Origin of the sequence: Vibrio barjaei, from assembly GCF_001639065.2 — a bacterium.
GTDB lineage: Bacteria > Pseudomonadota > Gammaproteobacteria > Enterobacterales > Vibrionaceae > Vibrio > Vibrio barjaei.
This window is the reverse complement of the sequence record NZ_LQXO02000009.1, coordinates 298,208-324,120: the sequence shown is the minus strand read 5'-3', so window position 1 is coordinate 324,120 and position 25,913 is coordinate 298,208. Positions and strand designations below refer to the sequence as shown.

The 25,913-nt window shown below is 43.1% G+C and carries 23 protein-coding genes; 15 read left to right on the top strand and 8 right to left on the bottom strand.

What is annotated here, in order from left to right:
* Positions 1 to 91 precede the first annotated feature (91 nt).
* Both AWH66_RS06010 and AWH66_RS06005 read left to right on the top strand, forming a co-directional pair.
* Positions 92 to 2,854 carry a heavy metal translocating P-type ATPase gene (locus tag AWH66_RS06010; protein WP_063606091.1) on the top strand — a complete coding sequence of 921 codons (2,763 nt, stop codon included), beginning with the start codon at positions 92 to 94 and terminating at the stop codon, positions 2,852 to 2,854.
* Between the two features lie 58 nt (positions 2,855 to 2,912).
* On the top strand, positions 2,913 to 3,362 hold the full coding sequence (locus tag AWH66_RS06005) for a DUF411 domain-containing protein (RefSeq protein WP_063606090.1): 450 nt from the start codon (positions 2,913 to 2,915) through the stop codon (positions 3,360 to 3,362).
* 57 nt (positions 3,363 to 3,419) lie between these two features.
* Here AWH66_RS06005 and AWH66_RS06000 read toward each other — a convergent pair whose 3' ends face one another.
* The 3 genes from AWH66_RS06000 to AWH66_RS05990 form a co-directional block, all read right to left on the bottom strand.
* A complete protein-coding gene (locus AWH66_RS06000) occupies positions 3,420 to 4,166 on the bottom strand; it encodes a hypothetical protein (RefSeq protein WP_063606089.1) in 747 nt (248 codons plus the stop codon).
* Positions 4,167 to 4,488: 322 nt separating this feature from the next.
* On the bottom strand, positions 4,489 to 4,842 hold the full coding sequence (locus AWH66_RS05995; RefSeq protein WP_083399959.1) for a DUF2799 domain-containing protein: 354 nt from the start codon (positions 4,840 to 4,842) through the stop codon (positions 4,489 to 4,491).
* A gap of 223 nt (positions 4,843 to 5,065) precedes the next feature.
* The gene (locus AWH66_RS05990) at positions 5,066 to 5,776 is read right to left on the bottom strand and encodes an oligogalacturonate-specific porin KdgM family protein (RefSeq protein WP_063606088.1); all 711 of its coding nucleotides are present in this window, start codon (positions 5,774 to 5,776) and stop codon (positions 5,066 to 5,068) included.
* 551 nt (positions 5,777 to 6,327) lie between these two features.
* Here AWH66_RS05990 and AWH66_RS05985 point away from each other — a divergent pair.
* Positions 6,328 to 7,176 (top strand): TraB/GumN family protein, encoded by an 849-nt coding sequence (locus AWH66_RS05985; RefSeq protein ID WP_063606087.1) that lies wholly within the window; start codon positions 6,328 to 6,330, stop codon positions 7,174 to 7,176.
* A 409-nt stretch (positions 7,177 to 7,585) separates the two neighbouring features.
* On the top strand, positions 7,586 to 7,759 hold the full coding sequence (locus AWH66_RS25880; protein WP_006075229.1) for a hypothetical protein: 174 nt from the start codon (positions 7,586 to 7,588) through the stop codon (positions 7,757 to 7,759).
* 33 nt (positions 7,760 to 7,792) lie between these two features.
* Here the strand turns inward: AWH66_RS25880 and cueR are convergent, their stop codons facing one another.
* Positions 7,793 to 8,203: a Cu(I)-responsive transcriptional regulator gene (gene cueR / locus AWH66_RS05980; protein WP_063606145.1), complete on the bottom strand. Its 411-nt coding sequence runs from the start codon at positions 8,201 to 8,203 to the stop codon at positions 7,793 to 7,795.
* 175 nt (positions 8,204 to 8,378) lie between these two features.
* Here cueR and AWH66_RS05975 point away from each other — a divergent pair, with 175 nt between their 5' ends.
* The gene (locus tag AWH66_RS05975) at positions 8,379 to 9,008 is read left to right on the top strand and encodes a YccT family protein (protein WP_063606086.1); all 630 of its coding nucleotides are present in this window, start codon (positions 8,379 to 8,381) and stop codon (positions 9,006 to 9,008) included.
* Between the two features lie 213 nt (positions 9,009 to 9,221).
* On the opposite strand, the gene AWH66_RS05970 is transcribed toward AWH66_RS05975, so the two are convergent.
* The 3 genes from AWH66_RS05970 to zipA all read right to left on the bottom strand — a co-directional run bounded on the left by AWH66_RS05970 (position 9,222) and on the right by zipA (position 13,899).
* Positions 9,222 to 10,346 carry a porin gene (locus tag AWH66_RS05970; RefSeq protein WP_063606085.1) on the bottom strand — a complete coding sequence of 375 codons (1,125 nt, stop codon included), beginning with the start codon at positions 10,344 to 10,346 and terminating at the stop codon, positions 9,222 to 9,224.
* Positions 10,347 to 10,829: 483 nt separating this feature from the next.
* Entirely contained in the window at positions 10,830 to 12,833 is a 2,004-nt protein-coding gene (gene ligA / locus AWH66_RS05965; protein ID WP_063606084.1) for an NAD-dependent DNA ligase LigA, read from the bottom strand.
* Positions 12,834 to 12,900: 67 nt separating this feature from the next.
* Positions 12,901 to 13,899, bottom strand: a complete 999-nt coding sequence (gene zipA / locus AWH66_RS05960) for a cell division protein ZipA (protein ID WP_063606083.1) — start codon at positions 13,897 to 13,899, stop codon at positions 12,901 to 12,903.
* A 182-nt stretch (positions 13,900 to 14,081) separates the two neighbouring features.
* Between zipA and cysZ the strand changes: the two genes are divergently transcribed.
* Entirely contained in the window at positions 14,082 to 14,819 is a 738-nt protein-coding gene (gene cysZ, locus AWH66_RS05955) for a sulfate transporter CysZ (protein WP_063606082.1), read from the top strand.
* Between the two features lie 80 nt (positions 14,820 to 14,899).
* Here cysZ and AWH66_RS05950 read toward each other — a convergent pair whose 3' ends face one another.
* Entirely contained in the window at positions 14,900 to 15,370 is a 471-nt protein-coding gene (locus AWH66_RS05950) for a zinc ribbon-containing protein (RefSeq protein WP_063606081.1), read from the bottom strand.
* A 183-nt stretch (positions 15,371 to 15,553) separates the two neighbouring features.
* On the opposite strand from AWH66_RS05950, the gene leuS reads away from it, so the two are divergent.
* From leuS to AWH66_RS05905, 9 genes are all read left to right on the top strand, one after another.
* Complete coding sequence (gene leuS / locus AWH66_RS05945) at positions 15,554 to 18,127, top strand: leucine--tRNA ligase (RefSeq protein WP_063606080.1); 2,574 nt, start codon at positions 15,554 to 15,556, stop codon at positions 18,125 to 18,127.
* A 134-nt stretch (positions 18,128 to 18,261) separates the two neighbouring features.
* Positions 18,262 to 18,828 (top strand): LPS-assembly lipoprotein LptE, encoded by a 567-nt coding sequence (locus AWH66_RS05940; protein WP_063606079.1) that lies wholly within the window; start codon positions 18,262 to 18,264, stop codon positions 18,826 to 18,828.
* A gap of 19 nt (positions 18,829 to 18,847) precedes the next feature.
* Positions 18,848 to 19,867: a DNA polymerase III subunit delta gene (gene holA, locus AWH66_RS05935; protein ID WP_063606078.1), complete on the top strand. Its 1,020-nt coding sequence runs from the start codon at positions 18,848 to 18,850 to the stop codon at positions 19,865 to 19,867.
* A gap of 69 nt (positions 19,868 to 19,936) precedes the next feature.
* Positions 19,937 to 20,254 carry a ribosome silencing factor gene (gene rsfS / locus AWH66_RS05930; RefSeq protein ID WP_063606077.1) on the top strand — a complete coding sequence of 106 codons (318 nt, stop codon included), beginning with the start codon at positions 19,937 to 19,939 and terminating at the stop codon, positions 20,252 to 20,254.
* 4 nt (positions 20,255 to 20,258) lie between these two features.
* Positions 20,259 to 20,729 (top strand): 23S rRNA (pseudouridine(1915)-N(3))-methyltransferase RlmH, encoded by a 471-nt coding sequence (gene rlmH, locus AWH66_RS05925; RefSeq protein WP_063606076.1) that lies wholly within the window; start codon positions 20,259 to 20,261, stop codon positions 20,727 to 20,729.
* 11 nt (positions 20,730 to 20,740) lie between these two features.
* Positions 20,741 to 22,624 carry a penicillin-binding protein 2 gene (mrdA, locus tag AWH66_RS05920; RefSeq protein WP_063606075.1) on the top strand — a complete coding sequence of 628 codons (1,884 nt, stop codon included), beginning with the start codon at positions 20,741 to 20,743 and terminating at the stop codon, positions 22,622 to 22,624.
* On the top strand, positions 22,621 to 23,742 hold the full coding sequence (gene rodA, locus AWH66_RS05915) for a rod shape-determining protein RodA (protein ID WP_063606074.1): 1,122 nt from the start codon (positions 22,621 to 22,623) through the stop codon (positions 23,740 to 23,742). Before mrdA ends, rodA begins: the two co-directional genes overlap by 4 nt.
* Entirely contained in the window at positions 23,742 to 24,542 is an 801-nt protein-coding gene (locus AWH66_RS05910; protein ID WP_038225413.1) for a septal ring lytic transglycosylase RlpA family protein, read from the top strand. The genes rodA and AWH66_RS05910 overlap by 1 nt, the downstream gene beginning before the upstream one ends.
* A gap of 100 nt (positions 24,543 to 24,642) precedes the next feature.
* Positions 24,643 to 25,821 (top strand): serine hydrolase, encoded by a 1,179-nt coding sequence (locus AWH66_RS05905; RefSeq protein ID WP_063606073.1) that lies wholly within the window; start codon positions 24,643 to 24,645, stop codon positions 25,819 to 25,821.
* Positions 25,822 to 25,913: the final 92 nt, after the last annotated feature.

Below are 25,913 nucleotides of genomic sequence, written 5' to 3'. Positions count from 1 at the left end.
CCTTAAGCTAAATCTACAATCAATAGCTTGACCTTACCCTTGCGGTAAGGTTTATCGTTAGTCACAGTTCAATATTTCTTCGAGGTGTTTTATGAATCAATATACGCTAAATCTATCAGGACTCTCCTGTATGGGGTGCGTGAATAAGCTGCAAAAAGCACTCGATACCTCTCCGTTATCAATGGATATCAAAACACTCACTACGAAACAACTCATCGTGGAAAGTTCATCGGATGTCCAAGACATTATTTCCATCGTTCAATCTCTTAACTACCAAGCTATCCCCGTGTGGCACTTTGCTCTTTCAGGTCTGAATTGCGGCAAATGTGTAGCGAAATTGCGCACTCAGCTTGAATCATTGGAAGACTGCGAAATTCTCTCCTTGAGTAAATCAGAGTTGACCATTGCAACAGTAGACAACCCGCTAACTATTATCGATAGCGTAGAAGCTGTTGGATATCAAGCAAAGCAAGCGGCCAATTCTATCAGCAGCAATGATGTTAACACGTCTACGCAAATTGAAAGTATTGAGCAAATTGAAAGTATTGAGCCCATTGTCGCTGATACCTCGATGCTAAAAGCCACGAATGACAAGCCTCTGTTAACACAAGAGGGCTACAGACTTCATTACCTGATTCATGGAATGACTTGTGCTAGCTGTGTGAGTTCGGTAGAGAAAGCGCTAGCCAGTGTTGATGGCGTAGAGAACGCTCGCGTTAACCTTGCTGAACAAAGTGCTCTGGTGGTAGCTTCCAAAAATGTAGAAAGCATCAATGACGCTTTGCTCGCTGCTGTTTCGAGTGCTGGTTACCAAGGGGAGCTAGTTCAAGACTTAGCCACAAGCCAAAGTCAACAGCAGCAAGCGCTTCTAGACCATCAAGCGACTCAAAAAAAGCACACTATTGTTGCCTTAGCCATTGGTGCTCCGCTCATGCTTTGGGGAGTATTAGGTGGCAACATGATGATCCGCAACCCTCTAGACCAAATGACCTGGGGGCTAATTGGAGTCATCTGCTTATGGCTACTCGCCACCGCTGGACGTGGCTTCTATGTAAATGCTTATAAAGCGCTAACACACAAACGAGCAACAATGGATACCCTCGTCGCGTTAGGCACAGGGGCAGCATGGTTTTACTCTATGTTAGTGGTGGTCAAACCTAGTTGGTTCCCCCATCAATCTAGACATGTCTATTTTGAGGCAAGCGCGATGATTGTAGGATTAATTTCCCTCGGGCACTACATCGAAGCCAAAGCAAAGTCTAAAACCAATCAGTCGCTTCAAGCGTTAATGAACATTCAACCACAATATGCGACTGCCATTATTGATGGTCAAGATCAGCCTATGGCAGTGTCAGATATTCGTCTTGGGATGCTGCTTAGAATAAAGCCAGGTGAAAAAGTTCCTGTTGATGGCCTAGTCCTTGAAGGTCACAGCTATGTTGATGAATCCATGTTGACGGGTGAACCTGTGGCCTCGGCAAAAGACATTAATGACACCGTGTCTGCTGGCACATTAAACACCGACGGTAGCTTAGTTATCAAGGCAACAGGTGTGGGCGCAGATACTATGTTGTCGCGTATAATTAACCTAGTAAGGGAAGCGCAAAGCAGTAAACCTGCCATTGCCAAATTAGCAGACTCTATCTCAGCAGTATTTGTTCCCGTCGTTGTGGTTATCGCTTTGTTAGCCGCGGCAGTTTGGTTCTTTGTCGGACCAGAGCCTAGAGCCAGTTATATGCTTGTTGTGACGACAACAGTACTCATCATCGCCTGCCCATGCGCTTTAGGTTTGGCAACACCACTGTCTATTACTGTTGGTATAGGCAAAGCAGCCCAAGCAGGCGTATTAATTAAAGATGCCGACGCCTTACAAAAGCTAAGTAAAGTAAAAGTCGTCGTATTCGATAAAACCGGCACACTGACCATGGGTCAGCCAACTGTACAGAGAGTATTTACATCGAACCTATCAGCACATGAGCTGACAGAACATGAGCTGGCCAAATTGGTATTGCCATTAGAAAAACGTTCAGAGCATCCTCTAGCGAAAGCGGTCACTCGATATTGGTCTGCCACTGACACAAGTGAGCCCCAACAATTTGAGAACCTTAAAGGCAAAGGGGTTAAAGGGATAGTCGACGATAAGCAAATAACCATTGCATCACTCAACCACGTACAAAGTTTGAACATTGATACAACGCCGATTCAAGGTGGCCTCGATGAAGCAGCAAATATGGCTGCGACACCAGTGGTCGTGGTTATTGATAACTCAGCCGTAGCTGTGATTGCTATCGCCGATGAGCTTAAACCAGAAGCGGCGTCTGCAGTGGCATCATTGAAACAGCAAGGTATTCATACTGTGATGCTAACGGGTGACAACCGACATGTTGCTAACGTAATCGCTAAGAAGCTTGGTATCGACGAGGTGGTTTCTGAAGTATTACCAGATGAGAAATCCTCTCATGTAGAGTCACTAAAGGCTAAGGTTGGGCCTGTCGCTATGGTTGGTGATGGCATCAATGACGCACCTGCTTTAGCACTTGCTGATGTCGGTATTGCCATGGGCTCAGGTAGTGACGTGGCCATCGAAAGTGCGCCAATGACATTGCTTAATAGTAACCCAGCGACTGTGGCTTACGCCATTTCACTGTCTAAAGCGACGGTGAAGAACATCAAACAAAACCTATTTGGTGCGTTTATCTATAACTCGTTAGGGATCCCGATCGCAGCTGGGATTCTTTACCCGATTTTTGGTTTTCTGCTCAACCCTGTTTTTGCTGGAGCAGCCATGGCACTGTCCTCTATTACCGTTGTCAGCAACGCAAATAGACTCAGAAACTTTCAATATAAAGGCTAATCAAGTTCGTTTACCGATAACGATAGAGCCAATAATTACTTGTTAAAAAGGATTCAATATGTCAAAGCAAACACGTCTATTCAAACTGGCAACACTGTCGTTTGCGATGGTAACAGGTTCAGCGTTTGCCACGGATATGCTCACGTATAAGTCACCTTACTGTGGCTGCTGTAAAGAGTGGGTAAAACATATGGAAGATGCTGGGTTTAACGTTACGGTTGAAGAGCATAAGAATATGAACCCGATAAAAGAGAAACTAGGTATAAAACCAGAACTAGCATCGTGTCATACTGCGGTTATCGGTGACTATATCTTCGAAGGCCATATTCCAGCCGATGACATCAAGGCCTTCCTAGAGAACCCACCTAAGAACGCCAAGGGACTTGCTGTCCCGGGCATGCCCGTTGGTTCTCCCGGTATGGAGTATGGCGATAAGAAAGACCCTTATCATGTCTATGCTTACAATGAGAAAGGTCAAGTCTACAGCTTCCGTGCTTACAACATGTAACGTTCAAGCAGTGATACTAGAGAAAACGCCATCGCAACCGCTTTGGCGTTTATCGGGTTAAAAGTTATAAACCCCACCTATTAGAAACGCACTATTCGCTACACCACGCCCATAGCGTGATACTTTGAAATCACCTTGACTCTTGTACTCAAAGTACGGCTGAAACGCGTACTTCGTTAACGTCAGCCTAAACTCATGATCCATAGTGCTGTCCGTGTATGGGTAGTATGGTCCGTAAGCCCCTATGGCATGGTAGACATTGTTATAGTGGATTTTCACTGGGTGTGTTTGGAACGTATAGGCAATCTTGTTATCAAATCGATAATCTGTATCCGGCTTATACCCCCAACGGTCATGTTGTGCATAAACTTCGATTCGCGTGCGGTGACTCAACGAGAGACCTTGTTCAAAGTCATAACCGATTTTAAACAGTGGACGGTACTGCATGGTTTCACCCACTTGCATTAGGTGTTCATAGCCCGCCCCTAGCCAGAAGTTGTCCGACATTTGAAAACGCTGCTCGACTCCTAGCGTTACCAAAGGAGCCCTCACGCGGTGTCCATAATACATATTATGGTGGTGATGGTGACCATCACTGTGTGGCGTGGCGCCAATCGCGATATCTTCTATTTTGAACTTAATCGTCGTATCCGTATCAAAAGTATGGCCTGCCGCCATCTTAGCTGTGGTTTTGGAATCATAGAGATAACTGCTATTGAACTGAATATTGCCTTCAATATATGAAGATGCAGCAAATGCGGTACTCGAGCTAAAGACGAGTGCAAAGAATGAAACTTTACGCAAGACGTTAATCCTAACTTAGTCAGAAAAAAAAACGCATCTTGGCGCTCGATTTGCCATGTAGCAAATCCTAACAAAGTCATGATTCTGCAAGACACAAATCGTCCAAAAATCAGATAAATATAGAAAATTCAATCGACTAGATTCATCTAAACTTCATCATGTAAGTAAATCGTCTGAAAGACACATTTTCTGAACAGAAAAACAACAAAGGACGACCAATAGTCGACCTCAAAAAGGAAAGGTAAAAGGTGCTGAGTAAACAGCAAATTTCTTAAAACAACCTAAACGTTCAGATTTATATCAGCGTACCACCTCAATTCCGCTATAAGCGGCCAAGGCTTTGATTTGAACGTCCATCGTTATACTTCATTCGAAATCGCCAATCGAGGTCGTCACAAATCCCCAGATAGCTTTTCCCCATAATCCCTAACTTGTAGGCATCTTGCGCGCAGTATTCAATTCGGCCTTTTTCATACCCCTTTGAGTAAGCAGTCTCTAAAGCCGCGTCATTGACACTTAGTTCTTCAGGTGTTTTTTTCATGTAGCCTTTTTTTGATTGCTCATAACCAAACGTTTGCCATGAATCACTCGTCCCATCTGTAGGAAAAGCTGTCTGCGTACAACCGCTCATAAATACAACTGTGATTAAGCTAGATACAAGAAATTTAATGTTCATTTCATCATCCTTTTAAGCCATTACTGACATTAAGAAATATAGTACGCCGTGACTTGAATATTCGTTCAGTGTCGTTCATGTATTTTATCGTGTCTCTCTTAGGACAAGGGATGGATAAAAAGAAAATGCGAGGCACTTCTATTCTAAAGCCGAACTCAGAGCAAAAAAAAAGGCTCCTGACGGAGCCCTAAATATGGAAATATGAACAATCTTGGGGGATAGATTAGAAACCGTATGAAGCACCGAACACAACAGCATTGTTTACTGCGCTGCTGCCGTCAGCATTCTTCAGGCCGTGAGCTTGGCTACGGAACTCGAAGTATGGTTGTACGCCATCACGAGTCCAAGTTGCACGAAGCTCGTGGTCCATCGTATTAACTTTATCATTGCCGTTCGCATCTTTGTCGCCAGCTACTACGTAAACGTTGTTATAAGAAAGAGCTACCGGCTGATCAGCGAATTGATAAGCAATTTTGTTGTCCAAACGAACATCAGTATCTGATTTACGTGCTTGGCCATCTAGCTGGTTGTTAATGTGCATACGAGTACGGTTGCTCAATGAAAGACCATTATCGAAGTTATAACCGATCTTGATGAGTGGGCGGTATTGAATTGTTTCACCGCCTTGAATCAAGTGATGGTAACCTGCCGCAAACCAAAGGTGGTCAGTTGCGTTGAAGACCTGTTCCACGCCCAAAGTAGTCGCTGGTAGTGGACTAGCACCATCTTGTACTTTACCCAGTGGAATAGCATCAAACTCAACTAAAAGCGTAGTGTTAGAGTCAAATGTGTGACCAGCTTCTAGCGTAGACGTTGCTTTAGAACCTTGAAGGTATGTATCGTGAAACTGAACGTTACCAGTTACGTAAGAAGAGCCTGCGAAAGCGCTAGTTGATGCAACTGCAAGAGCGGTTAGAGCGAGAACTTTTTTCATTATAACACCTATATATGCTTTAGTTTTTGAGCAGCTTATGTTGCTGCCTTGATATGCTGCCGTTTGGCTTGAGCACACTATAACTAGATTTAATTCGCGCCAACAAATAATTAACTCACCGAAGTGATCAAAATCACAATAACAAAAAGAGAAAAAATATAAATACTTAAAAAAACAAGTGCTTATACAAATAAAATAAAATACTATAAATTTACAGGTTAAAATTATTCATGATAAGAGTCACAAAAATCATATTCACATCGTCAAAATGATGACAAAAATGTCGTAAAAACCACAACAAGGCTAAAATCACTCTTATAAAATCGTGACATCAAACGTACTTTTAGATTTAAAACAGTGTTTAATTCGCATTGAAAAAGTAGTTTTATTGATGAAAAATAACCTAGAGCAGTAACTCTCTACTTCAATCATCTCATTTGAATAACGAACTTGTGTTAGTCTGAACACTCAACCGTAGTTTAGAAGTGGTGGAAAAATTGCTTAGAGATGTTCCGAGTCATATAAAGAGAGCTCACTTGAAGCCTTTATTCATGAGCCTTCTGTTATTGATTTCGCTTTTTTCTCATGCAGAGCCATTGCTATGGCAAGCAGACAAAGGTGAACAGCGCCTCTATCTCATGGGGACAATTCACGTTGGGGATACCGAGCTCGATCCATTTTCTAGAAAAGTGACAGAAGCTTTAGATAGCTCTGATAGCTTGATTGTCGAAACACGCTTAAATGAAAAAGTTCGTTTCCCGCAAGAACCACAACCAAGCGCTAAGCAAATATTAGACGAAGAGCACGTAGCAACATTGGTTACAATCTTAAAACAGACCTCCCTAGCTCCAGCCACAATATTGAATTTACCACCTTGGCAAGCAGCCCTAACCTTACAGCAATTACAATTCCAATCTCTTAACTACCAGCCTCAGTTCGGTGTTGATATGCAGTTTGTTCAGTGGGCAAACACTCATCAATTGCCAATAAAGGGATTAGAGAGTTTACAATTTCAAATCGATTTACTCGCAAATCAGCCTGATGACGGATTAGATATGTTGAAACAAACAATCCAAGAGTGGCCAAATAGTGCAGCAAGTATCCAATGCTTAGTCGAGTCTTGGCGTATGGGAGATATGGATAACCTTGAAGAAGTGTTACAAGCAGAGGCCTATAACGATGACTTTTATCACTCATTTATTTACGAGCGAAACGAAAATTGGGTCGAGATATTAAGCCAATCACAAGAATACAAAACAGGAACCTATTTTGTGGCAGTGGGCGCTCTGCACCTTGTTGGAAAACACAGTGTTGTTGAATTGCTAGGAGAACAAGGTTATGCCATTACCCTACTTTCCACACCAAACAAGGCAAATTGTTCGATATCTAGTACGAGTTAGAATAACTAGCTGCTGTGGAAATTCGTTCATTTCACAGACTAATTGGAACAAAGTATAGAAAACGGGCTCTTTTTGAGCTGATAGCATGTTACCGCAATCGAGGCTCCCTAAGATTCCTTAATTACCAACTAGTTAACAGTCATCCTCATAGATTATTCTAGAAACTAAGTAAGTTATTTTAAGTAGTTGAACGGTATTTCCTCATATTACGCGACAAAACCACGTGTTATTTTTATCTATTAAATCAATTGGTTATTAATTTAACACGATTAATAAGTTCTACTTTTTTGGAATTAAAAATTTTTTAATTCTTACTCTTTTTTTTGATCTTTATTCTCTCTTGTTCATACTTAGGATTATCTCGAAGTGTGAGATGCTTCCAAATTTTGAATAATCGAAAGGGATCGTTATGAAAATTTTCTCAGCACTAATCTTCGGCATCATGCTGACGCTTGCTCCAATCACCCATGCCTCAAACAGTTCAGCATTAGGTCCATATGTCGACTGCCAACTAAGTGATGGCTCTCAAACCTATACTCCTATTGAGCGTTGCGAACGTTTGGGTGGTCAAAAACGCTTTTGATAGAGCAGCACCCTTGGCTGCATAGTACAAACACTAGTTTTGGACTTTTGTATTGCAGCCTTGCATCAAATCATCAACGATTGGACACGCCGAATTAGTGTCTCCCGGACACTGAGAGAGCCAGACTTCCAGTTGCTGTTCGATAGCTTGCAACTCTGAGATTTTACGTTTAACTTCCGCAAGTTTTTCGCTGGTTCGATGTTTAACTTCGGCACTCGTCCTGTCCGTTTTGAAGGCTAACGACACCATATCCCGACACTCATCGAGCGTAAAACCGACGCGTTTGGCCTTAGCAACAACACTTAATTCATCAACGTGCTTGGCAGAATAGATACGATAGCCATTATCGCTTCTCAACGGTGACGAGATGATTTTCTTTTCTTCATACAGTCGAATTGATTTCGTTGTTAGACCGGTCTTTTTAGCAACTTCACTGATGTTCATATCGAACTCCACTCAGGCAATCCTACACAATTATTCAAATGATAAGTGACTCGCAATTTTCTGTACAGACGCTTTCTGCTTTCATGACAACGCTATTATTCGCGATGTAAAAAAACTAAGATGAACTAGACCCTACAAGAGAATTGCCATATTGGCAAAGTACTAAGGAGTGGTAATGAGATTAACAAAAACACTACTTGCGAGTCTAATTTTGGCACCGTCACTAGCCTGCTCGTCAGTGACCATTGACGTACCGTCTGGCGTCCAGCTGCTCACCGTTAATGGTAAAGACGCTGGCTACTCAAACTTTGGTTTTGATAGTAAAGACAACATCGTTCTCGATAACGGTGTAAACCAACTGGTTTTCAGAATTTCTAAAATAGTTATGGAAACGGGCTCGGACAAAACCAAATTTAAATCTCAACCTTTAGTTGCAACGTTTGATGCAAAGGACAAGGATATCTCTATATCCGTGCCTAACATTAAGACACTGCAACAAGGTATGGAGTTCAATAGTAAACCAACGTTTGAACTTGTTAGCGACTCAAAGGCCCTCGTCGACGTGAAGAAAGATCAGTTAGGTTTAACGTTCAGTCTAACTGCGGATATGGCGCAAGAAGTAAAAGACTACAACCAAACCAATGCCGTCGCTAGCTTGTCGCACTACTCACAATCCAACACAGAAGCAGTAGACACCCAACTTGATGATGATGTGTACCAATCTTTAAAGCACTCTTTCAAAAGTGCATCATACGAAGAAAGAAAGAAGTTTCTTACTTGGGCAATCAGCAACCTCGAAGAATAATTCAACCTACTGTGCTCGCACTCGCGGGCACATTTTTCCCTTGTAACTAAAGCCCCTTGTCTTACCTCGTTCCAATTTAGCTTTGTTTTTCTTTATCTCCTATGTGTACTATCCAACAGCTCTTCTGCTTTGCTATAACTAGATAAATATCAACAATAAAAAACGGCCCCTATTACTAGGAGCCGAAAGTATAAGGCAGTATTAGATTGTATTTTAGAAGTAGTATTCTACGCCTAGACCCCAGCCGAACTCTGCCGAAGATTCATCTTTAGAAATCATGTAAGGGCGTACATAGGTAATCGCTGAGTCATCCAAGAAATACAGTGCCTGTGCTGAAACGATGTAATCTGCATAGCCATCGGCATCGGTACTATCAATTTTAGGATCTAGATTCGCCGCATAATTAAGCTTGAACTGCCAATTCTCAACACCACTGAATACAGCACCTAACGAGTAGCTATTCTGAGAAATTTTCGAACCATACTGTAGAAGATCATTATCGTCTTTGTCTTTCAACTCTTTATAGTCTGCTTCTTCGTATTTCCATGCACCATTAAAGGCAAATGTGTCAAAGTTCAGTTCAAAGCCTAACAATCCAGCTTGTGTATCTGAGCGACCATTAACTGTATCTTTATCACCAATAATTGGTGCACCTGGGTTTTGCTTCAAGAAGTTCTGGTAAGCTGAATTGAGAGTATCAAACTTACGATCCTTACCATACTCATAGCCACCGTGTAGAGTTAGCATACCAACAGTATAGTGCGCGCCTAAGCCATAGAAGTTTGAGTCAGCACTTGCTTCGTCGCCACGACCAGCCGCTAAGTTGAATGTAAAGCCGCCTAAATTAGCGGAGTCATAACGAACCATATTCGATTGACGGTCATAACGTGCGCCACCTAGTACATCACCACCCCAGTCAAAAATAGCACCAGCACGTTGGCCTGAATATGGCCAGTCAATGATTTCATAAAGTGGTGTCAACATACGACCAATACGTACGCGACCAGCATCTTCGAACTCAAAACCACCGTAGGTATCACGAACACCTAGACCACTACCAGCACCGTCATCACCAACGTTACCACCTTCCAATTGCCAAATAAACTTAGGACCACGTGCCAGTTCATGTGAACCGCGTAAACCAAAGCGAGATTCATTTTCTAGTTTCAGTGGAGCATCGCCGCCACCAATTTTATCTTCACCGTATTGCCATACAGACAATGCAACTTGACCATAAAGATCGACTGTATCTGTCGCTGGTTTTGCTTGTACTGCACCCGCCATTGTTAAAGACGCCACTGCTGCACCGATAAGAGTGCGTTTAAACATTTTTTCCATGGAATAACTCCTAAAAATGGATATAGCTGTTTTTTATATTTCACTCTTAAGTTGGCCGCCGAAGTGTGAAATATTTCCTTATTTATTTAACCAAATAGACTGGTTAATTTTCCTGTCTACACCTTGTGTATCCATATTCACAAGACTAACTTCGCAGAGAAAATTATCAATTTCAAAATCAATTAAACTAAAAAAAATAGGACGCACTACAAACTTTTACCTTAGTTATTGATGAAGATCTTACTTTTCAAATCTTCATACAATGAAATGCTTTACACCCTTTATTTTCAACAACTTAAAAACAATACAACCTTAACCTTCGTGATGTGACTCGCATGGTTTTTTTATTTAATTTAATTAAATAAAAAAACGCTATTTATACGATTGTTTTTTATGACAGGGATAGTACTAGAATCTTTATTTGAACTCGCTCGCAAAAAAAAGAGCCCCATATATAGGAGCTCTTTAAATCTATCTTTTATATCAACCTATCAATTCTATTAAGTCATCTTCTGACTTAATATCAATATTAAGCTCTTGTGCTTTCGCCAATTTAGAACCTGCATTTTCACCAGCAAATAGGATATCTGTTTTCTTAGAGACACTGCCGGTCACTTTTGCCCCTAAAGCTTGAAGTGCAGCCTTAGCATCGTTGCGGTTTAGCTTTGATAGCGACCCCGTTAGGACGACTATCTTACCCGCTAGCGGTTGAGGAGTATCCTCAGCAAGCACTTCCACTGCTGCCCAATGAATACCTGCTGCAATCAATGCCTCAATCACTGTTTGATTAGATTCGGCAGCGAAAAAGAAGCGAATATGCTTAGCGACAATCTCACCAACGTCTGGTACATCGATCAACTGTTCATGAGTCGCACTCATCACATTTTCTAGCGTCTTAAAATGCAATGATAGGTTCGCAGCAGTCGCTTCCCCCACTTCACGAATACCAAGTGAATACAGAAATCTTGCTAGCGTTGTTTCTTTTGAAGCATTGAGAGCATTAACGACGTTCTGTGCTGATTTTGGTCCCATACGCTCTAGGATGGTTAATTGCCCAGCGGATAACTTAAATAAATCAGCCGGTGTCTCGACCATTTCTTTATCCACTAACTGCTCTATTACTTTTTCCCCAAGACCATCAACGTCTAAAGCCTTGCGAGAAACAAAGTGCTTTAGCGCTTCTTTCCGCTGCGCTTGACACACTAAGCCACCAGTGCAACGTGCGACGGCTTCCCCTTCAATTCGCTCAATCAAAGACGAACAAACTGGGCACTCAGAAGGAAATACGATTTCTTTTGCATCCGCAGGTCGACGCTCTAGTACATAAGAGACAATTTGAGGAATAACATCACCTGCGCGGCGAATGATAACACTATCACCTATTTTCACACCGAGACGCTCAATTTCATCAGCATTATGCAAGGTAGCGTTGCTTACCGTCACCCCACCAACAAACACTGGCTCTAGCTTCGCTACTGGGGTAATAGCCCCTGTGCGTCCAACTTGGAAGTCGACAGAGTTCAGTACTGTAATTTCTTCTTGAGCCGGGAATTTGTAGGCGATCGCCCAGCGAGGTGCTCTAGCCACAAAACCTAATTGTTCTTGAAGAGTAATGTTATCAACTTTGATGACCACGCCATCAATTTCATACTCTAGCTCGTCACGCTTATCTTGTATTGCTTTGTGATAGGCTTTGACTTCTTCGATATTGTTAACACGTTTGGTTTCAGGTCCCATTGGGAAACCTAAAGACTTGAGCTTTAGAAAACGATCATAATGACTTGCTGGCAGCTCGGTACCTTCAATAATGCCTAGACTGTAGGCGTAGAAGCTTAAAGGACGAGTTGCTGTGATACGAGAGTCTAATTGACGTAAGCTACCTGCCGCCGCATTTCTCGGGTTTACAAACACTTTCTCGCCTTTTTTAGCGGCAAGCTCGTTAAGTTTTGCAAACCCAGCTTTAGGCATAAATACTTCACCGCGTACTTCAATGCGCGCTGGAATGTCGTCGCCTTGCAACTTCAGAGGAATGGCGCTAATCGTGCGAACATTCTCAGTAATATTCTCCCCGGTTGTCCCGTCACCACGAGTTGCGGCTTGAACAAGTACTCCGTTTTCATAAAGTAAACTCACTGCTAATCCATCGAGTTTTACTTCGCAACAATAAGCACCAATGTCGGTTCTATTTACTCGATCACAAATGCGCTTATTAAAGCTATCTAAGTCTTCATCCGAGAAAGCATTATCCAAAGACAACATCGGAATTTCATGTGTCACTTGAGTAAAACTATCAAGTGGTAACCCTCCGACTCGTTGACTTGGCGAGTCTACTGTTACCCAATCAGGATGCTCTGCTTCAATAGCGAGCAATTCTTGCATCAGTCTGTCGTACTCGACATCTGGAATCTCAGGACGGTCTTCTACATAGTACTTCACGCCATGATAGTGAAGTTGCTCTTTCAGTTCATTTAATCGTTGTTGCGACATGGTATACCTTGGTAGTACGGATAAAAAAGGCTCCCGAGGAGCCTTTTCTCTAACATAAGTGGAACGATTACGCGCTTATTTTCGCTGCGTTAAAGTCTTGAATTTGTTTACGATAGGCATCAAGTCTTGTCGGTGTCATTAAGTTACGTTTGTCGTCAAGAACGTTGCCTCCAAGATCATCAGCAATTTGCTGCGCTGTTCTTAGCATTAGCTTGAAGTTCTGCTCGGCTTCGCCAAAACAAGGTAAAGTCATAAAGAACGAGATACCCTTGGTAGTAAAAGTGGCAGGGTCATTGTGTTGAAGCGTACCTGGCTGCATCATATTTGCCACACTGAACAGTACTTTTCCAGTGCCTGATAAATCGGCATGACGGTGGAAGATATCCATTTCACCGTAGATAAGACCATTCTGGCGCATGCTATCAAACAGCTGAGTACCAACAAAATCTTCAGAGCCAGCACAGTGCACGTTCATCACTATCACCTGCATTTCTGGTTCTTTAGGTTCACTTTCAGCCTTTATAGGTGTACTCGTTTCTTTTGCCGTCGCCAAGGTTGATGCCTCAATAGGCTGAGGTTTTATTTCCAATCCCTCGTTAACGTCTTCGAATTTGTTTAAATCTAGCTGAGGCTCAAGCTTTTCAAATTCTTCAGGTTCGACATCGGCTTTAGCTGAAAACGAGGGAAGCTCTTCTTCAATCATATCTTCTGATAGCGCAAAGACCTTAGGCTTTTCTGATTGCTCTTCAACAGCTTCATGATGAACTGGCTCTTCATGCTCAAAACTCTGTTCAGAATGGCTGGCGACATCATCTAAGGGATCATAATTAGACTGTTGTTGGTTCAAACCAAAGTCAGGTTCATTACGCGTTTTTCTTATAATTTCGAAATCGTCTTCTGGCGCAACGTATTCGTCTTCTTGCTCAGCGTTGTCATCCAACTTCCCTAACGGCCTATCACCGAACTTCTTCTGTCCTTCTTTTTTGCTAGACCATAGGCCATGGAACAGCAGCGCCGCGATAGCTAGGGCACCGACAATAATGAGTACGAATCGCAATTCCTGCATTGTTTGCTCTCAACGTTAAAAAATAGTCCTTAATGAGGTGAATACACCTCAGCTCACTCTACTTTACCAAAACTCTATAGACTATTAGAACACCTTAGTATAAGAAGTTTGTGATTTCCTTAAGTCTTTTTTGATATAGTCGCTAAGAAACAACTGTAGTAAAAGGTAAAAGGAAGCATATTTTGAACAAGGCCAAAACCGGATTCGGTTACTTTCATCAAGGTTTTCAAATCGCCTTTACACCGGGTATCCGTCGTTATGTACTGCTACCATTACTTGCCAATATTTTGTTAGTTGGTTCAGCAATGTACTACCTTTTCTCCAACCTCAACGCGTGGATTGAAGGCTGGCTGGGCTATTTGCCTGAATTTCTCTCTTGGTTGAGCTATGTGCTTTGGCCACTACTCGCCATCACTATATTAGCGACCTTTTCTTACTTCTTTAGCACATTAGCTAACTTTATCGCCGCTCCATTCAATGGCCTTTTAGCGGAGAAAGTGGAAGAAATGCTAACCGGTCAAAAAGTTTCCGAAGATGGGATAATGAGCGTTGTCAAAGATGTCCCAAGAGTTATGGCTCGGGAATGGCGCAAGCTATTGTATACCTTGCCTAAAGCTATCGGCTTATTCTTACTGCTACTTATCCCTGCGCTTGGGCAAACGATAGGACCTTTTCTATGGTTCATTTTTACCGCTTGGATGTTAGCAATTCAATACTGTGATTATCCATTTGATAACCACAAGGTACCATTTAACGACATGCGAATGTCTATGAAGCAAAAACAAGGAAAAGCCTACAGCTTCGGTATGCTTGTCTCGATATTTACGACGATCCCAATACTTAACCTGTTTATCGTTCCAGTATCAGTGTGTGGTGCAACTGCGATGTGGGTACAAGAATTCAAACAGCAATATAAATAGGTGCTTCTCACTCTCCCTCACAATCGAGCAGAATCTAAAGAGACTGTAAGCAAGTCATACAGTCTCTAGCCCAATGGTTTCTATGGCTTTAACGGCTGGCGACTAAATGTACTGTGACCACACTTTGGACAATCAGAAATAGTTGTTGGATGGTTGTATTCTATTTTATGCCCACACTGTTCACACACCAAGATACCTAGCCCTATCATTTCTCCTGAGGAATAAACGCCCTGATGCTCAAGATCTTGGAACAGCTCGACCCACTCGACTTTTGTTCTGTCCGTGATATCAAGCAGGCCTTGCCAAATTGAATTAGCAATCATGAGATAAAAGGGTCCGCTTTTACTCTCTTCGTAGTTTTCGGCAAACTCCCTTAGATCAGACTTAACGTACGCAGAAATTAACGCCATTTCGTCCTTGGTCATATCGTTAGCGGCCTCAACCACTTGTCCTGATTTTTCAAGCATGTGCTGTAGCTCTTCAGGACTGTGTTTTAGGTTGTCAACCACATCTTCAATCATTTCTTCATAACTGGCTTTACGCTTAGGCATACATCCCCCTATTTTCACCAAAGTAGCAGAACACTAAGTGATAACCGTTAACGTGCATCACCTCTTCCCCCTCGAAGGGTATATTGACTATTGTTGACCGGGCTTCCTTTAGGTATTCTATGACGATCTAATAGTTTCTGTGGTAACAGAACTCACAAATTCCAAGATAACCGGAAATCATCGATGCAAGAACAATATAACCCGCAAGATATTGAACGTAACGTTCAACAGCACTGGGACAACAATAAGACCTTTGTTGTAAGTGAAGACCCAAATAAAGAAAAATTCTACTGTCTGTCTATGTTCCCTTATCCAAGTGGACGACTGCATATGGGTCACGTTCGTAACTACACCATCGGTGATGTGGTATCTCGTTTCCAACGCCTACAAGGTAAAAACGTAATGCAACCAATTGGTTGGGACGCGTTTGGCCTACCTGCCGAAAACGCAGCGGTAAAAAACAACACAGCCCCAGCACCATGGACTTACGAAAATATTGAGTACATGAAAAACCAACTTAAGTTGCTTGGTTTTGGCTACGACTGGAACCGTGAGTTCGCTACGTGTACACCAGAGTACTACCGTTGGGAGCAAGAATTTTTTACTAAGCTTTACGAAAAAGGATTAGTATACAAAAAAACCTCTTCCGTTAACTGGTGTCCAAATGACTTAACTGTTCTAGCAAACGAACAGGTTGAAGACGGCTGTTGCTGGCGTTGTGATACTCCAGTTGAACAAAAAGAAATCCCACAGTGGTTTATTAAAATCACAGAATACGCCCAAGAGCTTCTTGACGATTTAGACAACCTAGAAGGTTGGCCTGAAATGGTTAAAACCATGCAGCGCAACTGGATTGGTCGCTCTGAAGGTGTTGAACTGAAGTTTGAAGTACAGGGTCATCAAGACCTTGAAGTATATACGACGCGTCCAGATACTCTTATGGGTGTTACATACGTAGGTATCGCTGCTGGCCACCCTCTTGCTGCTGCGGCGGCTGAAAACAACCCTGAGTTAGCTGCATTTATCGATGAGTGTAAGAACAACAAGGTTGCAGAAGCTGAACTAGCAACAATGGAGAAAAAAGGTATGGCAACCGGCCTTACTGCGATTCATCCATTGAATGGTCGTGAAGTGCCAGTATTTGTTGCTAATTTCGTCTTGATGGATTACGGAACAGGTGCAGTTATGGCGGTTCCAGGTCATGACCAACGTGACTTTGAGTTTGCTACTAAGTACAACCTAGATATTCTTCCAGTAATCAAACCTGTTGACGGTAGCGAGCTTGATATTTCAGAAGCGGCTTATACTGAGAAAGGCGTACTATTTAACTCTGGCGAGTTCGATGGACTTGAGTTCCAAGCTGCGTTCGATGCTATTTCTGCTAAGTTAGAAGCCGAAGGTAAAGGCCACAAGACCGTAAACTTCCGTCTACGTGATTGGGGTGTTTCTCGTCAACGCTATTGGGGTGCTCCAATTCCAATGGTGACGACTGAAGATGGTGAAGTTCACCCAGTTCCAGCAGAGCAACTTCCTGTAATTCTTCCGGAAGATGTTGTTATGGATGGCGTGACTAGCCCAATCAAAGCTGATAAAGAGTGGGCAAAAACGACCTTCAACGGTGAGCCAGCACTACGTGAAACAGACACCTTCGACACCTTTATGGAGTCTTCTTGGTATTATGCACGTTACTGTTCTCCGCAAGCTGATGATATTTTGGATCCAGAAAAAGCGAACTATTGGCTACCTGTAGACCAATATATCGGTGGTATCGAGCACGCATGTATGCACTTACTGTACTCTCGCTTCTTCCACAAGTTGCTTCGTGATGCTGGTTATGTAACTTCCGACGAACCATTTAAGAAACTCCTATGCCAAGGTATGGTGCTTGCTGATGCTTTCTTCCACACCAACGAAAAAGGCACGAAAGAGTGGATCGCTCCAACAGATGTAAACGTTGAGCGTGACGGTAAAGGTCGTATTTCCTCTGCAACAGACAACCAAGGTCGTGACGTAGAACACTCAGGCATGATCAAAATGTCTAAGTCGAAGAATAACGGTATTGACCCACAAGAAATGGTAGACAAATACGGTGCTGACACTGTACGTCTATTCATGATGTTCGCATCACCTGCGGATATGACATTAGAGTGGCAAGAGTCTGGTGTGGAAGGTGCAAACCGTTTCCTTAAACGTGTTTGGAAGTTGGTAAAAGAGCATACAGAAAAAGGTGCAGCAGAAAGCGTTGACGTTTCGGCTCTATCTTCTGACCAAAAAGCCCTGCGCCGTGATGTTCATAAGACCATTGCAAAAGTAACCGATGATGTTGACCGTCGCCAAACATTCAATACGGCGATTGCAGCCATCATGGAACTCATGAACAAGCTTGCTAAAGCGCCTCAAGACACAGCACAAGACCGTGCGATTCTTGATGAAGCACTACAAGCGGTCGTTGCCATGCTTTATCCTATCACTCCGCATATCTGTTTCGAGATGTGGACGGCACTGGGTAATGCAGATATCGACAATGCTGTGTGGCCAACATTTGATGAAAAGGCCCTCGTTGAAGATGAGAAACTTATCGTTGTTCAAGTTAACGGCAAGCTACGCGCTAAATTGACCGTTGCTGCGGATGCAACTAAAGAACAAGTAGAAGAGCTTGGTCTTAACGACGAGAACGTAACAAAATTCACTGACGGAAAGACCATCCGTAAAGTGATTTACGTACCGGGTAAACTATTGAATATTGTAGCTAATTAATTTAGTTGTCTTTATGATACCAAGAGTCGCGAAGAATACTTCGCGACTCTTTTATAAGCCACACAAAAGCCTTATGTAAGTATTGCTCTCTGATGAAACTTACATAAGCCTTTTTAACAGAGTCTGCGAGCACTATGCGCCTACTAAAAAACAACACTGCAAGAGTCAGCTTAGTCCTTTTCTTATCTACTTTGTTGACTGCTTGTGGTTTTCACTTGCGTGGAGAGTACAACGTTCCCGAAGATATCAAAGAAATCTCAGTCACCAGTTTTGACCCATATGGCAAAATCACCCGACTGGTTAAAGAGCAACTAAGATTAAGCAAAATAGAAATCGTCAACCCAGAGCCTGACATCCCTAACCTCCATATTACCGGAGAGTCTATCAGCGACCGCACACTATCTTTGTATCAAAATACAAGAGCGGCCGAAAAAGAACTGACCTATATCGTGAATTATCGTGTGACGGTTCCTGAGCTTGGCTCTAAAGGTTTTTCGGCTCAAATCACACGTAGCTACCTCGATAACCCACTTTCAGCTCTGGCAAAGTCAGAAGAGCGCTCTTTGATTGAAGACGAGATGAGAAACTTTTCAGCTCAACAAATGATGCGCCAAATGGCACGCCTTAAAACCGATATTGAACAATACGAAACGCAGCAAAAAGCTATAGAGTCAGACGCTACCGCGTCTCCTCAATCCTAGTGATGCAGAGTAGAACAACGTGAGAGTATTTGCTGACCGCCTTGCAGAAACACTGAACCGTCAATGGCATGGCTGCTACCTTGTTTTTGGTAACGAACCATTATTTGTTCAAGAAAGTCGAGATTTGATCATTCGTCATGCTCGACAATTAGGGTTTGAAGAACATCATCGTTTCTCAGTGGACAGCTCACTGGACTGGAATGATGTCTATGACTGCACACAAGCACTTAGCTTGTTTTCATCTAAGCAAATTATAGAACTATCCATCCCTGAGTCAGGCATTAACGCTGCAATCGCCAAACAGCTGTTAGAAATATCATCGCACTTACATGAAGACATTGTTGTTATCCTCACTGGGACCAAGCTAACGCGAGCTCAAGAATCAGCAAAATGGTTCAAGGCTCTAAATGGCTGTTTAGTGAGCTGCGCCGCCCCTGATGTCAAACACCTCCCTCAATGGGTAATGAGGCGATGCAATACCACAGGACTTAAGCCTGACGGTGAAGCAATACAGCTCCTATGCCAATGGCATGAAGGAAACCTGTTTGCTCTTTCTCAAAGCTTAGAGAAGCTGTCATTGCTCTACCCTGATGGACAACTCAATCTGATTCGTGTTCAAGAGTCACTAAGCCGTCATAACCATTTCACAGTATTTCACTGGATAGACGCGATCTTAGAGGGTAAGCCAAAGCGAGCGAATCGAATTCTCTTGCAACTTGAAGCAGAAGGCATTGAAGCTGTTATTTTGTTGCGTTCAGTTCAAAAAGAGCTCCAACAACTCATCAAGATGCAACAGATGCTGACTCAATCTTCGCTTAACCAAGTCTTCGATAGTTTCAGAGTATGGCAAAACAAAAAACCGCTCTATAGTGCTGCTCTTCAGCGCCTTACCGCAATACGACTCAAACAAGCCATGCAACTACTCGCTTCAATCGAGGTCCAAGTAAAGACCCAATACGAGATAAGCCCATGGCCCTTTCTACACCAGCTAACGCTCAACCTGAGTGCTACTGACAGCAGCCTGTCTTTACATCCATAATTTCGTGGTATAATTGCAGGTCAATTGAGTCTAAGGCTCAACTTAATTAAGAACAACGAGGAAAATCTTTTGCAACGCGAAGAATTGAAACTATTTCTAGCAGACAAAGCCGACGATATGAAAGCACAAGACATCGTAACGATAGATGTTGAAGGTAAGTCTAGCGTGACTGATTTTATGATTGTCTGTACTGGTACGTCAAAAAGACATGTTATTTCAATTGCTGATCATGTTGCTTCTGAAGTGAAGAAAGCGGGGATGGAACCTCTCGGCGTTGACGGCGAGCAAGAAGGTGAATGGGTGGTTCTCGATATGGGGTCAACCATGCTGCATGTCATGCAGGAACAGCACCGTGAGCTTTACCAATTAGAAAAGCTTTGGAGCTAATACATTGAAACTCCAACTCATCGCAATCGGTACAAAAATGCCGAAATGGGTCGAAGAAGGCTTTCAAGAATATAAGCGTCGTTTCCCTCATGATATGCCACTTGAACTGGTAGAAATTGCCGCGGGGAAGCGAGGCAAAAACGCTGATATCGCACGAATCTTGCAAAAAGAAGGCGAAGCGATGTTAGCTGCGGTTCCTAAAGGAAACCGTATTGTGACATTAGATATTCCAGGTAAGAAATGGGATACCCCTCAACTTGCTGAGCAGCTCGAGAGCTGGAAGCTTGATGGGCGCGATGTCTCTATATTGATTGGTGGTCCTGAAGGTCTTGCACCAGCCTGTAAAGCCGCAGCCGATCAAAGCTGGTCGCTCTCTGCGCTAACTCTTCCCCACCCTCTCGTGAGAATTGTCATGGCAGAAAGCCTCTATCGCGCTTGGTCAATTACTGCAAATCATCCTTACCATAGAGAGTAAGCCAACAAGTTATGAGACGTAAACGTAGCCAGATACGGGACCATCAGGCAGAAGCACGGCTGTTCAAAAGCCGTGCTGTCGTTGCATTCGTATTTATCATTACCATGATGCTAGTGCTTGTTGCAAACCTTTATAATATTCAGGTTAATCAGTATCAAGACTACAAAACTCGCTCTAATGACAACCGCATTAAAGTTGTACCAATCGCACCAAATCGCGGGCTTATCTATGACAGAAATGGCATCCTACTGGCAGAGAACCGTCCAGTCTTCAACCTAGAAATCACCCCTGAAAAGGTGAAGAACATGGATAAAACCATTGCTGGGCTGCGCGAATTCTTAGATATTCCAGAAGAACGTATTGAAGCATTTGAACGAGACCGAAAGCGAACTCGCCGATTCAAATCTATTCCTCTTCTTACACAATTAACCGAAGAGCAAGTCGCCGTATTCTCTGTTAATCAACACAAGTTTCCAGGCGTAGAAATAGCGGCGAATCTAAAGCGATACTACCCATTTGGCGATGTACTGACACATGTTATTGGCTACGTATCACGAATAAATGATCGTGATATGCGTCGTCTTGTCAGAGAAGAAAGAGATGCGAATTACCAAGCTACGCGTGACATTGGTAAGTTAGGCATCGAACGCTACTACGAAGAAATTCTACACGGCACCGCAGGTTATCAAGAAGTTGAAGTTAACAGCCGTGGTCGAGTACTACGTACCTTAAAGTTCGTCCCGCCAATTCCGGGCAAAGATATCGTGCTAAACCTCGATATCAAACTACAACTTAAAGTTCATAAACTGTTAGCAGGAAGACGCGGTTCCGCAATTGTTTTAGATCCAAATGACAACGGCGTACTCGCGATGGTGTCTAGCCCTAGTTATGACCCTAACGCCTTTGTAAATGGCATTTCAAGTAAAGCCTATAAAGCCCTTTTGGAAGATAAAAACCGTCCACTGGTAAACCGTGCAACGCTTGGTATTTATCCACCAGCATCAACGGTAAAACCTTTTATTGCGGTTGGAGCACTCCAAGAGGGCGTCATTACGCCTCAAACCACACGTAATGACCCCGGGTATTGGCGAATTCCAAACTCGAAAACACGTCCCTTCCGTGACTGGTTACGTTGGGGGCACGGTAAAGTCAATATCCTTAAAGCCATTGAAGAGTCAGTGGATACCTTCTTCTATCAAATCGCCTATGACATGGGCATTGATAGACTATCTAAGTGGATGATGATGTTTGGTTTTGGTGACTATACCGGCATTGATATCTATGAAGAAAGTAAAGCGAATATGCCGACACGAGAGTGGAAGATGGCACGTCATCGCACGCCATGGTATCAAGGTGATACGATTCCAGTAGGTATTGGACAAGGTTACTGGACTGCAACGCCAATGCAAATAGCCAAAGCTACCTCCGTGCTGGTTAATCATGGAGAAGTTTTATCTCCGCATCTATTACGTGCCACTATCGATAATGGCGATAGCTTTGAACACCAAACAATGGCTGAAGTTGACTCTCGCCCGCCGATTACTGGAGTGAAAGAGAGCTACTGGGACATCGCACTCGAAGGAATGCGATTGGTTAACCATGGTGTCAAAGGTACCGCACGCCGCGCCTTTAAGAACATGCCTTATCAGTCGGGGGGTAAATCAGGTACGGCACAGGTGTTTAGCTTGGCTCAAGACCAAGAGTACAACGCTGAGGAACTGGAAGAGCACCTAAAAGACCATGCCCTATTTACGGGTTTTGCACCTTTCAAAGATCCAAAGGTAGTAGTGACCGTTGTACTAGAAAACGCTGGTGGAGGTTCTTCAAACGGTGCGCCTGTAGCACGACAGCTGTTTGACTTGGCCCTTCGAGACGAAAAGAGTGAAGAAGAATGAGATTTGATCCATCGACAGGACAAAATAGAGTTCTATTCGAACGTTTCCATATCGATTTGCCACTGCTATTAGGTATTCTGGCTTTAATGGCTTTTGGCCTAGTTGTTATGTACAGTGCTAGTGGGCAGAGTTTGGAAATGATGGACAGGCAAGCCATGCGTATGGTTCTCGCCCTTGTTGTTATGATTGTGCTCGCGCAATTCTCCCCGAGAACCTACGAGTCACTCGCACCAATCATGTTCTTTGTAGGTGTATTGCTGTTACTCGGAGTGTTGTTTTTTGGTGAAGCGTCTAAGGGCGCGCAGAGGTGGCTTAATTTAGGTTTTGTTCGCTTTCAGCCTTCAGAACTACTGAAACTCGCCGTGCCATTAATGGTCGCACGTTACATAGGTAAGCGTTCACTTCCCATCACCTTCCAAACCTTAGTGATGTCTTTGGTTATGGTATTTGTACCAACCATTCTTATCGCGAAACAACCCGATTTAGGTACCTCCATACTAATTGCCGCTTCTGGTATTTTCGTGATCTTCCTTGCTGGTATTAGTTGGAAAATCATTATTAGTGCGGTTGTAGCGCTCGGAGCCTTTGTTCCTGTGTTATGGTTCTTCTTGATGCGTGAATACCAAAAGGTCCGTGTCAGAACCTTGTTCGACCCAGAATCAGACCCACTCGGTGCTGGCTATCATATTATCCAAAGTAAGATTGCCATTGGTTCTGGTGGGATTACTGGCAAAGGCTGGATGCAAGGCACTCAATCACAGCTTGAATTTATTCCAGAACGACATACTGACTTTATTTTTGCAGTTATCGCCGAAGAATGGGGCATGATAGGCATTTTATTATTGCTTGCCCTCTATCTGTTTATTATTGGCCGTGGCTTATATTTAGCCAGTTCAGCACAAACCGCATTCGGTAGAATGATGGCAGGCAGCATTGTACTTAGCTTTTTTGTTTACGTTTTCGTAAATATTGGTATGGTAAGCGGTATATTACCTGTAGTAGGCGTACCTCTACCTCTTGTCAGTTATGGCGGCACCTCCATGGTGACGTTAATGGCTGGTTTCGGCATCTTAATGTCTATCCATACGCACAGAAAGGCATTTTCAAAGGCAACGTAATGAATCGATTTTCTATCCGCCACCGTCACTACCAAACATTGCTTTGCTTTACTGTGGGATTGGTCGCTCTTGCTGGTTGTTCGTCGTCAGACAGTCGCTATGAGTTAAGCGATGATGTTGCACCTTCAAGTCCTATCTCTGTTGACCATATTGAAGGTGCTCAACCTAAATATGAACCTTATAGCTTAGGCGGCAATAAAAACTACACCTTGCGAGGAAACAGCTACAAGGTGATTAAAGATCCAACCGGATTTAAAGAGCGCGGACAGGCTTCGTGGTATGGGAAAAAATTTCATGGCCATCTGACGTCGAATGGTGAAGTGTACGACATGTATTCTATGTCGGCTGCTCATAAAACCTTGCCGCTACCAAGCTATGTTAAGGTCACCAATTTAGACAATGGCAAAGAAACTATCGTTCGCGTCAATGACCGAGGTCCTTTTCACGAAGGGCGAATCATTGACTTGAGCTATGCTGCTGCAAAGAAACTCGATGTTATTAAAACAGGTACCGCCAATGTCGAGATTGAAGTGATCATTGTCGAGCGCTCCACCAGCCAACATAAAGTGGACAAACACCCAGAGTACACAATTCAAGTTGCCGCATCTCCACATAAGGATCGCGTCGAAACTTTATCGAAAGAACTTGGTCAAAAGCTATCAGTGGACACATTTCTAGCACCTGTAAATAGCAACTACCGTCTAATGCTTGGTCCTTTCAAAGACTACAAGCAGACTCAAGATGTTCTCGAACAAGTGAAAAAGATTGGCTACTCCTCAGCTTTCGTCAAAAAAATGTAAACATCATTGACATAAATAACGGTTGTTACTTAGTGTAAGCTATCTAGTTTGCCCAGGCCGTTCTGTTAATATACGGACAACAAACAAAAATTGTATTCAAATGAATAAGAATAAACCTTCTATGAAACTTCTAACTTCCATTGCTCTTACCGCAACTTTAGCAGCAACTTCTGCTTCTGCGGCGCCTGTTGTTATGCCGGATGCTCCTCAAATCGCAGCCAAAGGCTTCGTTTTGATGGACTACAACTCAGGTAAAGTCCTAGCTGAAAAAGAGATGAACACTCAACTTCACCCAGCTAGCCTGACAAAAATGATGACCAGCTACGTTATCGGCCAAGAACTTAAGCGTGGCAACATCACTCCAGAAGATGAAGTAACCATCAGTAAAAATGCTTGGGCAAAGAACTTCCCTGATTCATCGAAGATGTTTATCGAAGTTGGCACAAAAGTAACCGTTGAAGAGCTTAACAAAGGCATCATTATTCAATCAGGCAATGATGCATGTGTTGCAATGGCTGAGCATATCGCAGGTTCAGAAGACGCGTTTGTCGATCTAATGAATGCGTGGGCAAAGTCTATCGGCATGAACAATTCACACTTCGCCAACGTTCACGGCTTGGATAACCCGAACCTATATTCTACGCCTTACGATTTAGCATTACTTGGTCGCGCGTTGATCCGTGACGTTCCAGATGAGTACCGTATTTACTCGGAGAAAAAATTCACCTACAACGGCATCACTCAATATAACCGCAATGGATTGTTGTGGGATAAGAGCATGAATGTTGATGGCATTAAAACTGGCCACACAAGCCAAGCTGGTTATAACTTAGTAAGCTCGGCAACTGAAGGTAAAATGCGTTTAGTTGCGGTAGTTATGGGTACTAAGAGTGCCAATGCACGTAAATCTGAAAGTAAAAAACTATTGAGCTATGGCTTCCGTTTCTTCGAAACAGTGAATCCACATAAAGCCGACGAAACCTTCGTAGAAGAAAAAGTCTGGATGGGTGACAAGGATGCTGTAGCACTAGGTGTTAACCAAGATACCTTCGTCACACTACCACGCGGGCAAGCGAAGAACCTAAAAGCAAGTTTCGTACTTGAAAAACAGCTTGAAGCACCAATATCTAAAGGCGATGTTGTTGGTAAGCTATACTATCAACTAGACGGCGAAGATGTTGCTGAATACCCACTACTTGCACTTGAAGATGTTCAAGAAGGTAGCCTATTCAGTCGTCTATGGGATTACATCGTATTACTTTTCAAGAGCTTGTTCTAATAATCGAACGATAGAATTAAAAGTAATCAAGTTTCCGTAAAGCCGCATAATGCGGCTTTACTTTTTGTTGGCTTGAGATCATCCACATAAGG

Bases quoted from the DNA above. Each gene is read 5' to 3' on its own strand.
- AWH66_RS06010 (WP_063606091.1), top strand. From the start codon at position 92: ATGAATCAATATACGCTAAATCTATCAGGACTCTCCTGTATGGGGTGC.
- cueR (WP_063606145.1), bottom strand. From the start codon at position 8,203: ATGAACATCAGTGAAGTTGCTAAAAAGACCGGTCTAACAACGAAATCA.
- AWH66_RS06005 (WP_063606090.1), top strand. From the start codon at position 2,913: ATGTCAAAGCAAACACGTCTATTCAAACTGGCAACACTGTCGTTTGCG.
- zipA (WP_063606083.1), bottom strand. From the start codon at position 13,899: ATGCAGGAATTGCGATTCGTACTCATTATTGTCGGTGCCCTAGCTATC.
- AWH66_RS05950 (WP_063606081.1), bottom strand. From the start codon at position 15,370: ATGCCTAAGCGTAAAGCCAGTTATGAAGAAATGATTGAAGATGTGGTT.
- AWH66_RS05995 (WP_083399959.1), bottom strand. From the start codon at position 4,842: ATGAACATTAAATTTCTTGTATCTAGCTTAATCACAGTTGTATTTATG.
- mrdA (WP_063606075.1), top strand. From the start codon at position 20,741: ATGAGACGTAAACGTAGCCAGATACGGGACCATCAGGCAGAAGCACGG.
- ligA (WP_063606084.1), bottom strand. From the start codon at position 12,833: ATGTCGCAACAACGATTAAATGAACTGAAAGAGCAACTTCACTATCAT.
- AWH66_RS05990 (WP_063606088.1), bottom strand. From the start codon at position 5,776: ATGAAAAAAGTTCTCGCTCTAACCGCTCTTGCAGTTGCATCAACTAGC.
- AWH66_RS05975 (WP_063606086.1), top strand. From the start codon at position 8,379: ATGAGATTAACAAAAACACTACTTGCGAGTCTAATTTTGGCACCGTCA.
- AWH66_RS25880 (WP_006075229.1), top strand. From the start codon at position 7,586: ATGAAAATTTTCTCAGCACTAATCTTCGGCATCATGCTGACGCTTGCT.
- AWH66_RS05970 (WP_063606085.1), bottom strand. From the start codon at position 10,346: ATGGAAAAAATGTTTAAACGCACTCTTATCGGTGCAGCAGTGGCGTCT.
- rodA (WP_063606074.1), top strand. From the start codon at position 22,621: ATGAGATTTGATCCATCGACAGGACAAAATAGAGTTCTATTCGAACGT.
- AWH66_RS05940 (WP_063606079.1), top strand. From the start codon at position 18,262: ATGCGCCTACTAAAAAACAACACTGCAAGAGTCAGCTTAGTCCTTTTC.
- AWH66_RS05905 (WP_063606073.1), top strand. From the start codon at position 24,643: ATGAATAAGAATAAACCTTCTATGAAACTTCTAACTTCCATTGCTCTT.
- AWH66_RS05985 (WP_063606087.1), top strand. From the start codon at position 6,328: ATGAGCCTTCTGTTATTGATTTCGCTTTTTTCTCATGCAGAGCCATTG.
- AWH66_RS05910 (WP_038225413.1), top strand. From the start codon at position 23,742: ATGAATCGATTTTCTATCCGCCACCGTCACTACCAAACATTGCTTTGC.
- leuS (WP_063606080.1), top strand. From the start codon at position 15,554: ATGCAAGAACAATATAACCCGCAAGATATTGAACGTAACGTTCAACAG.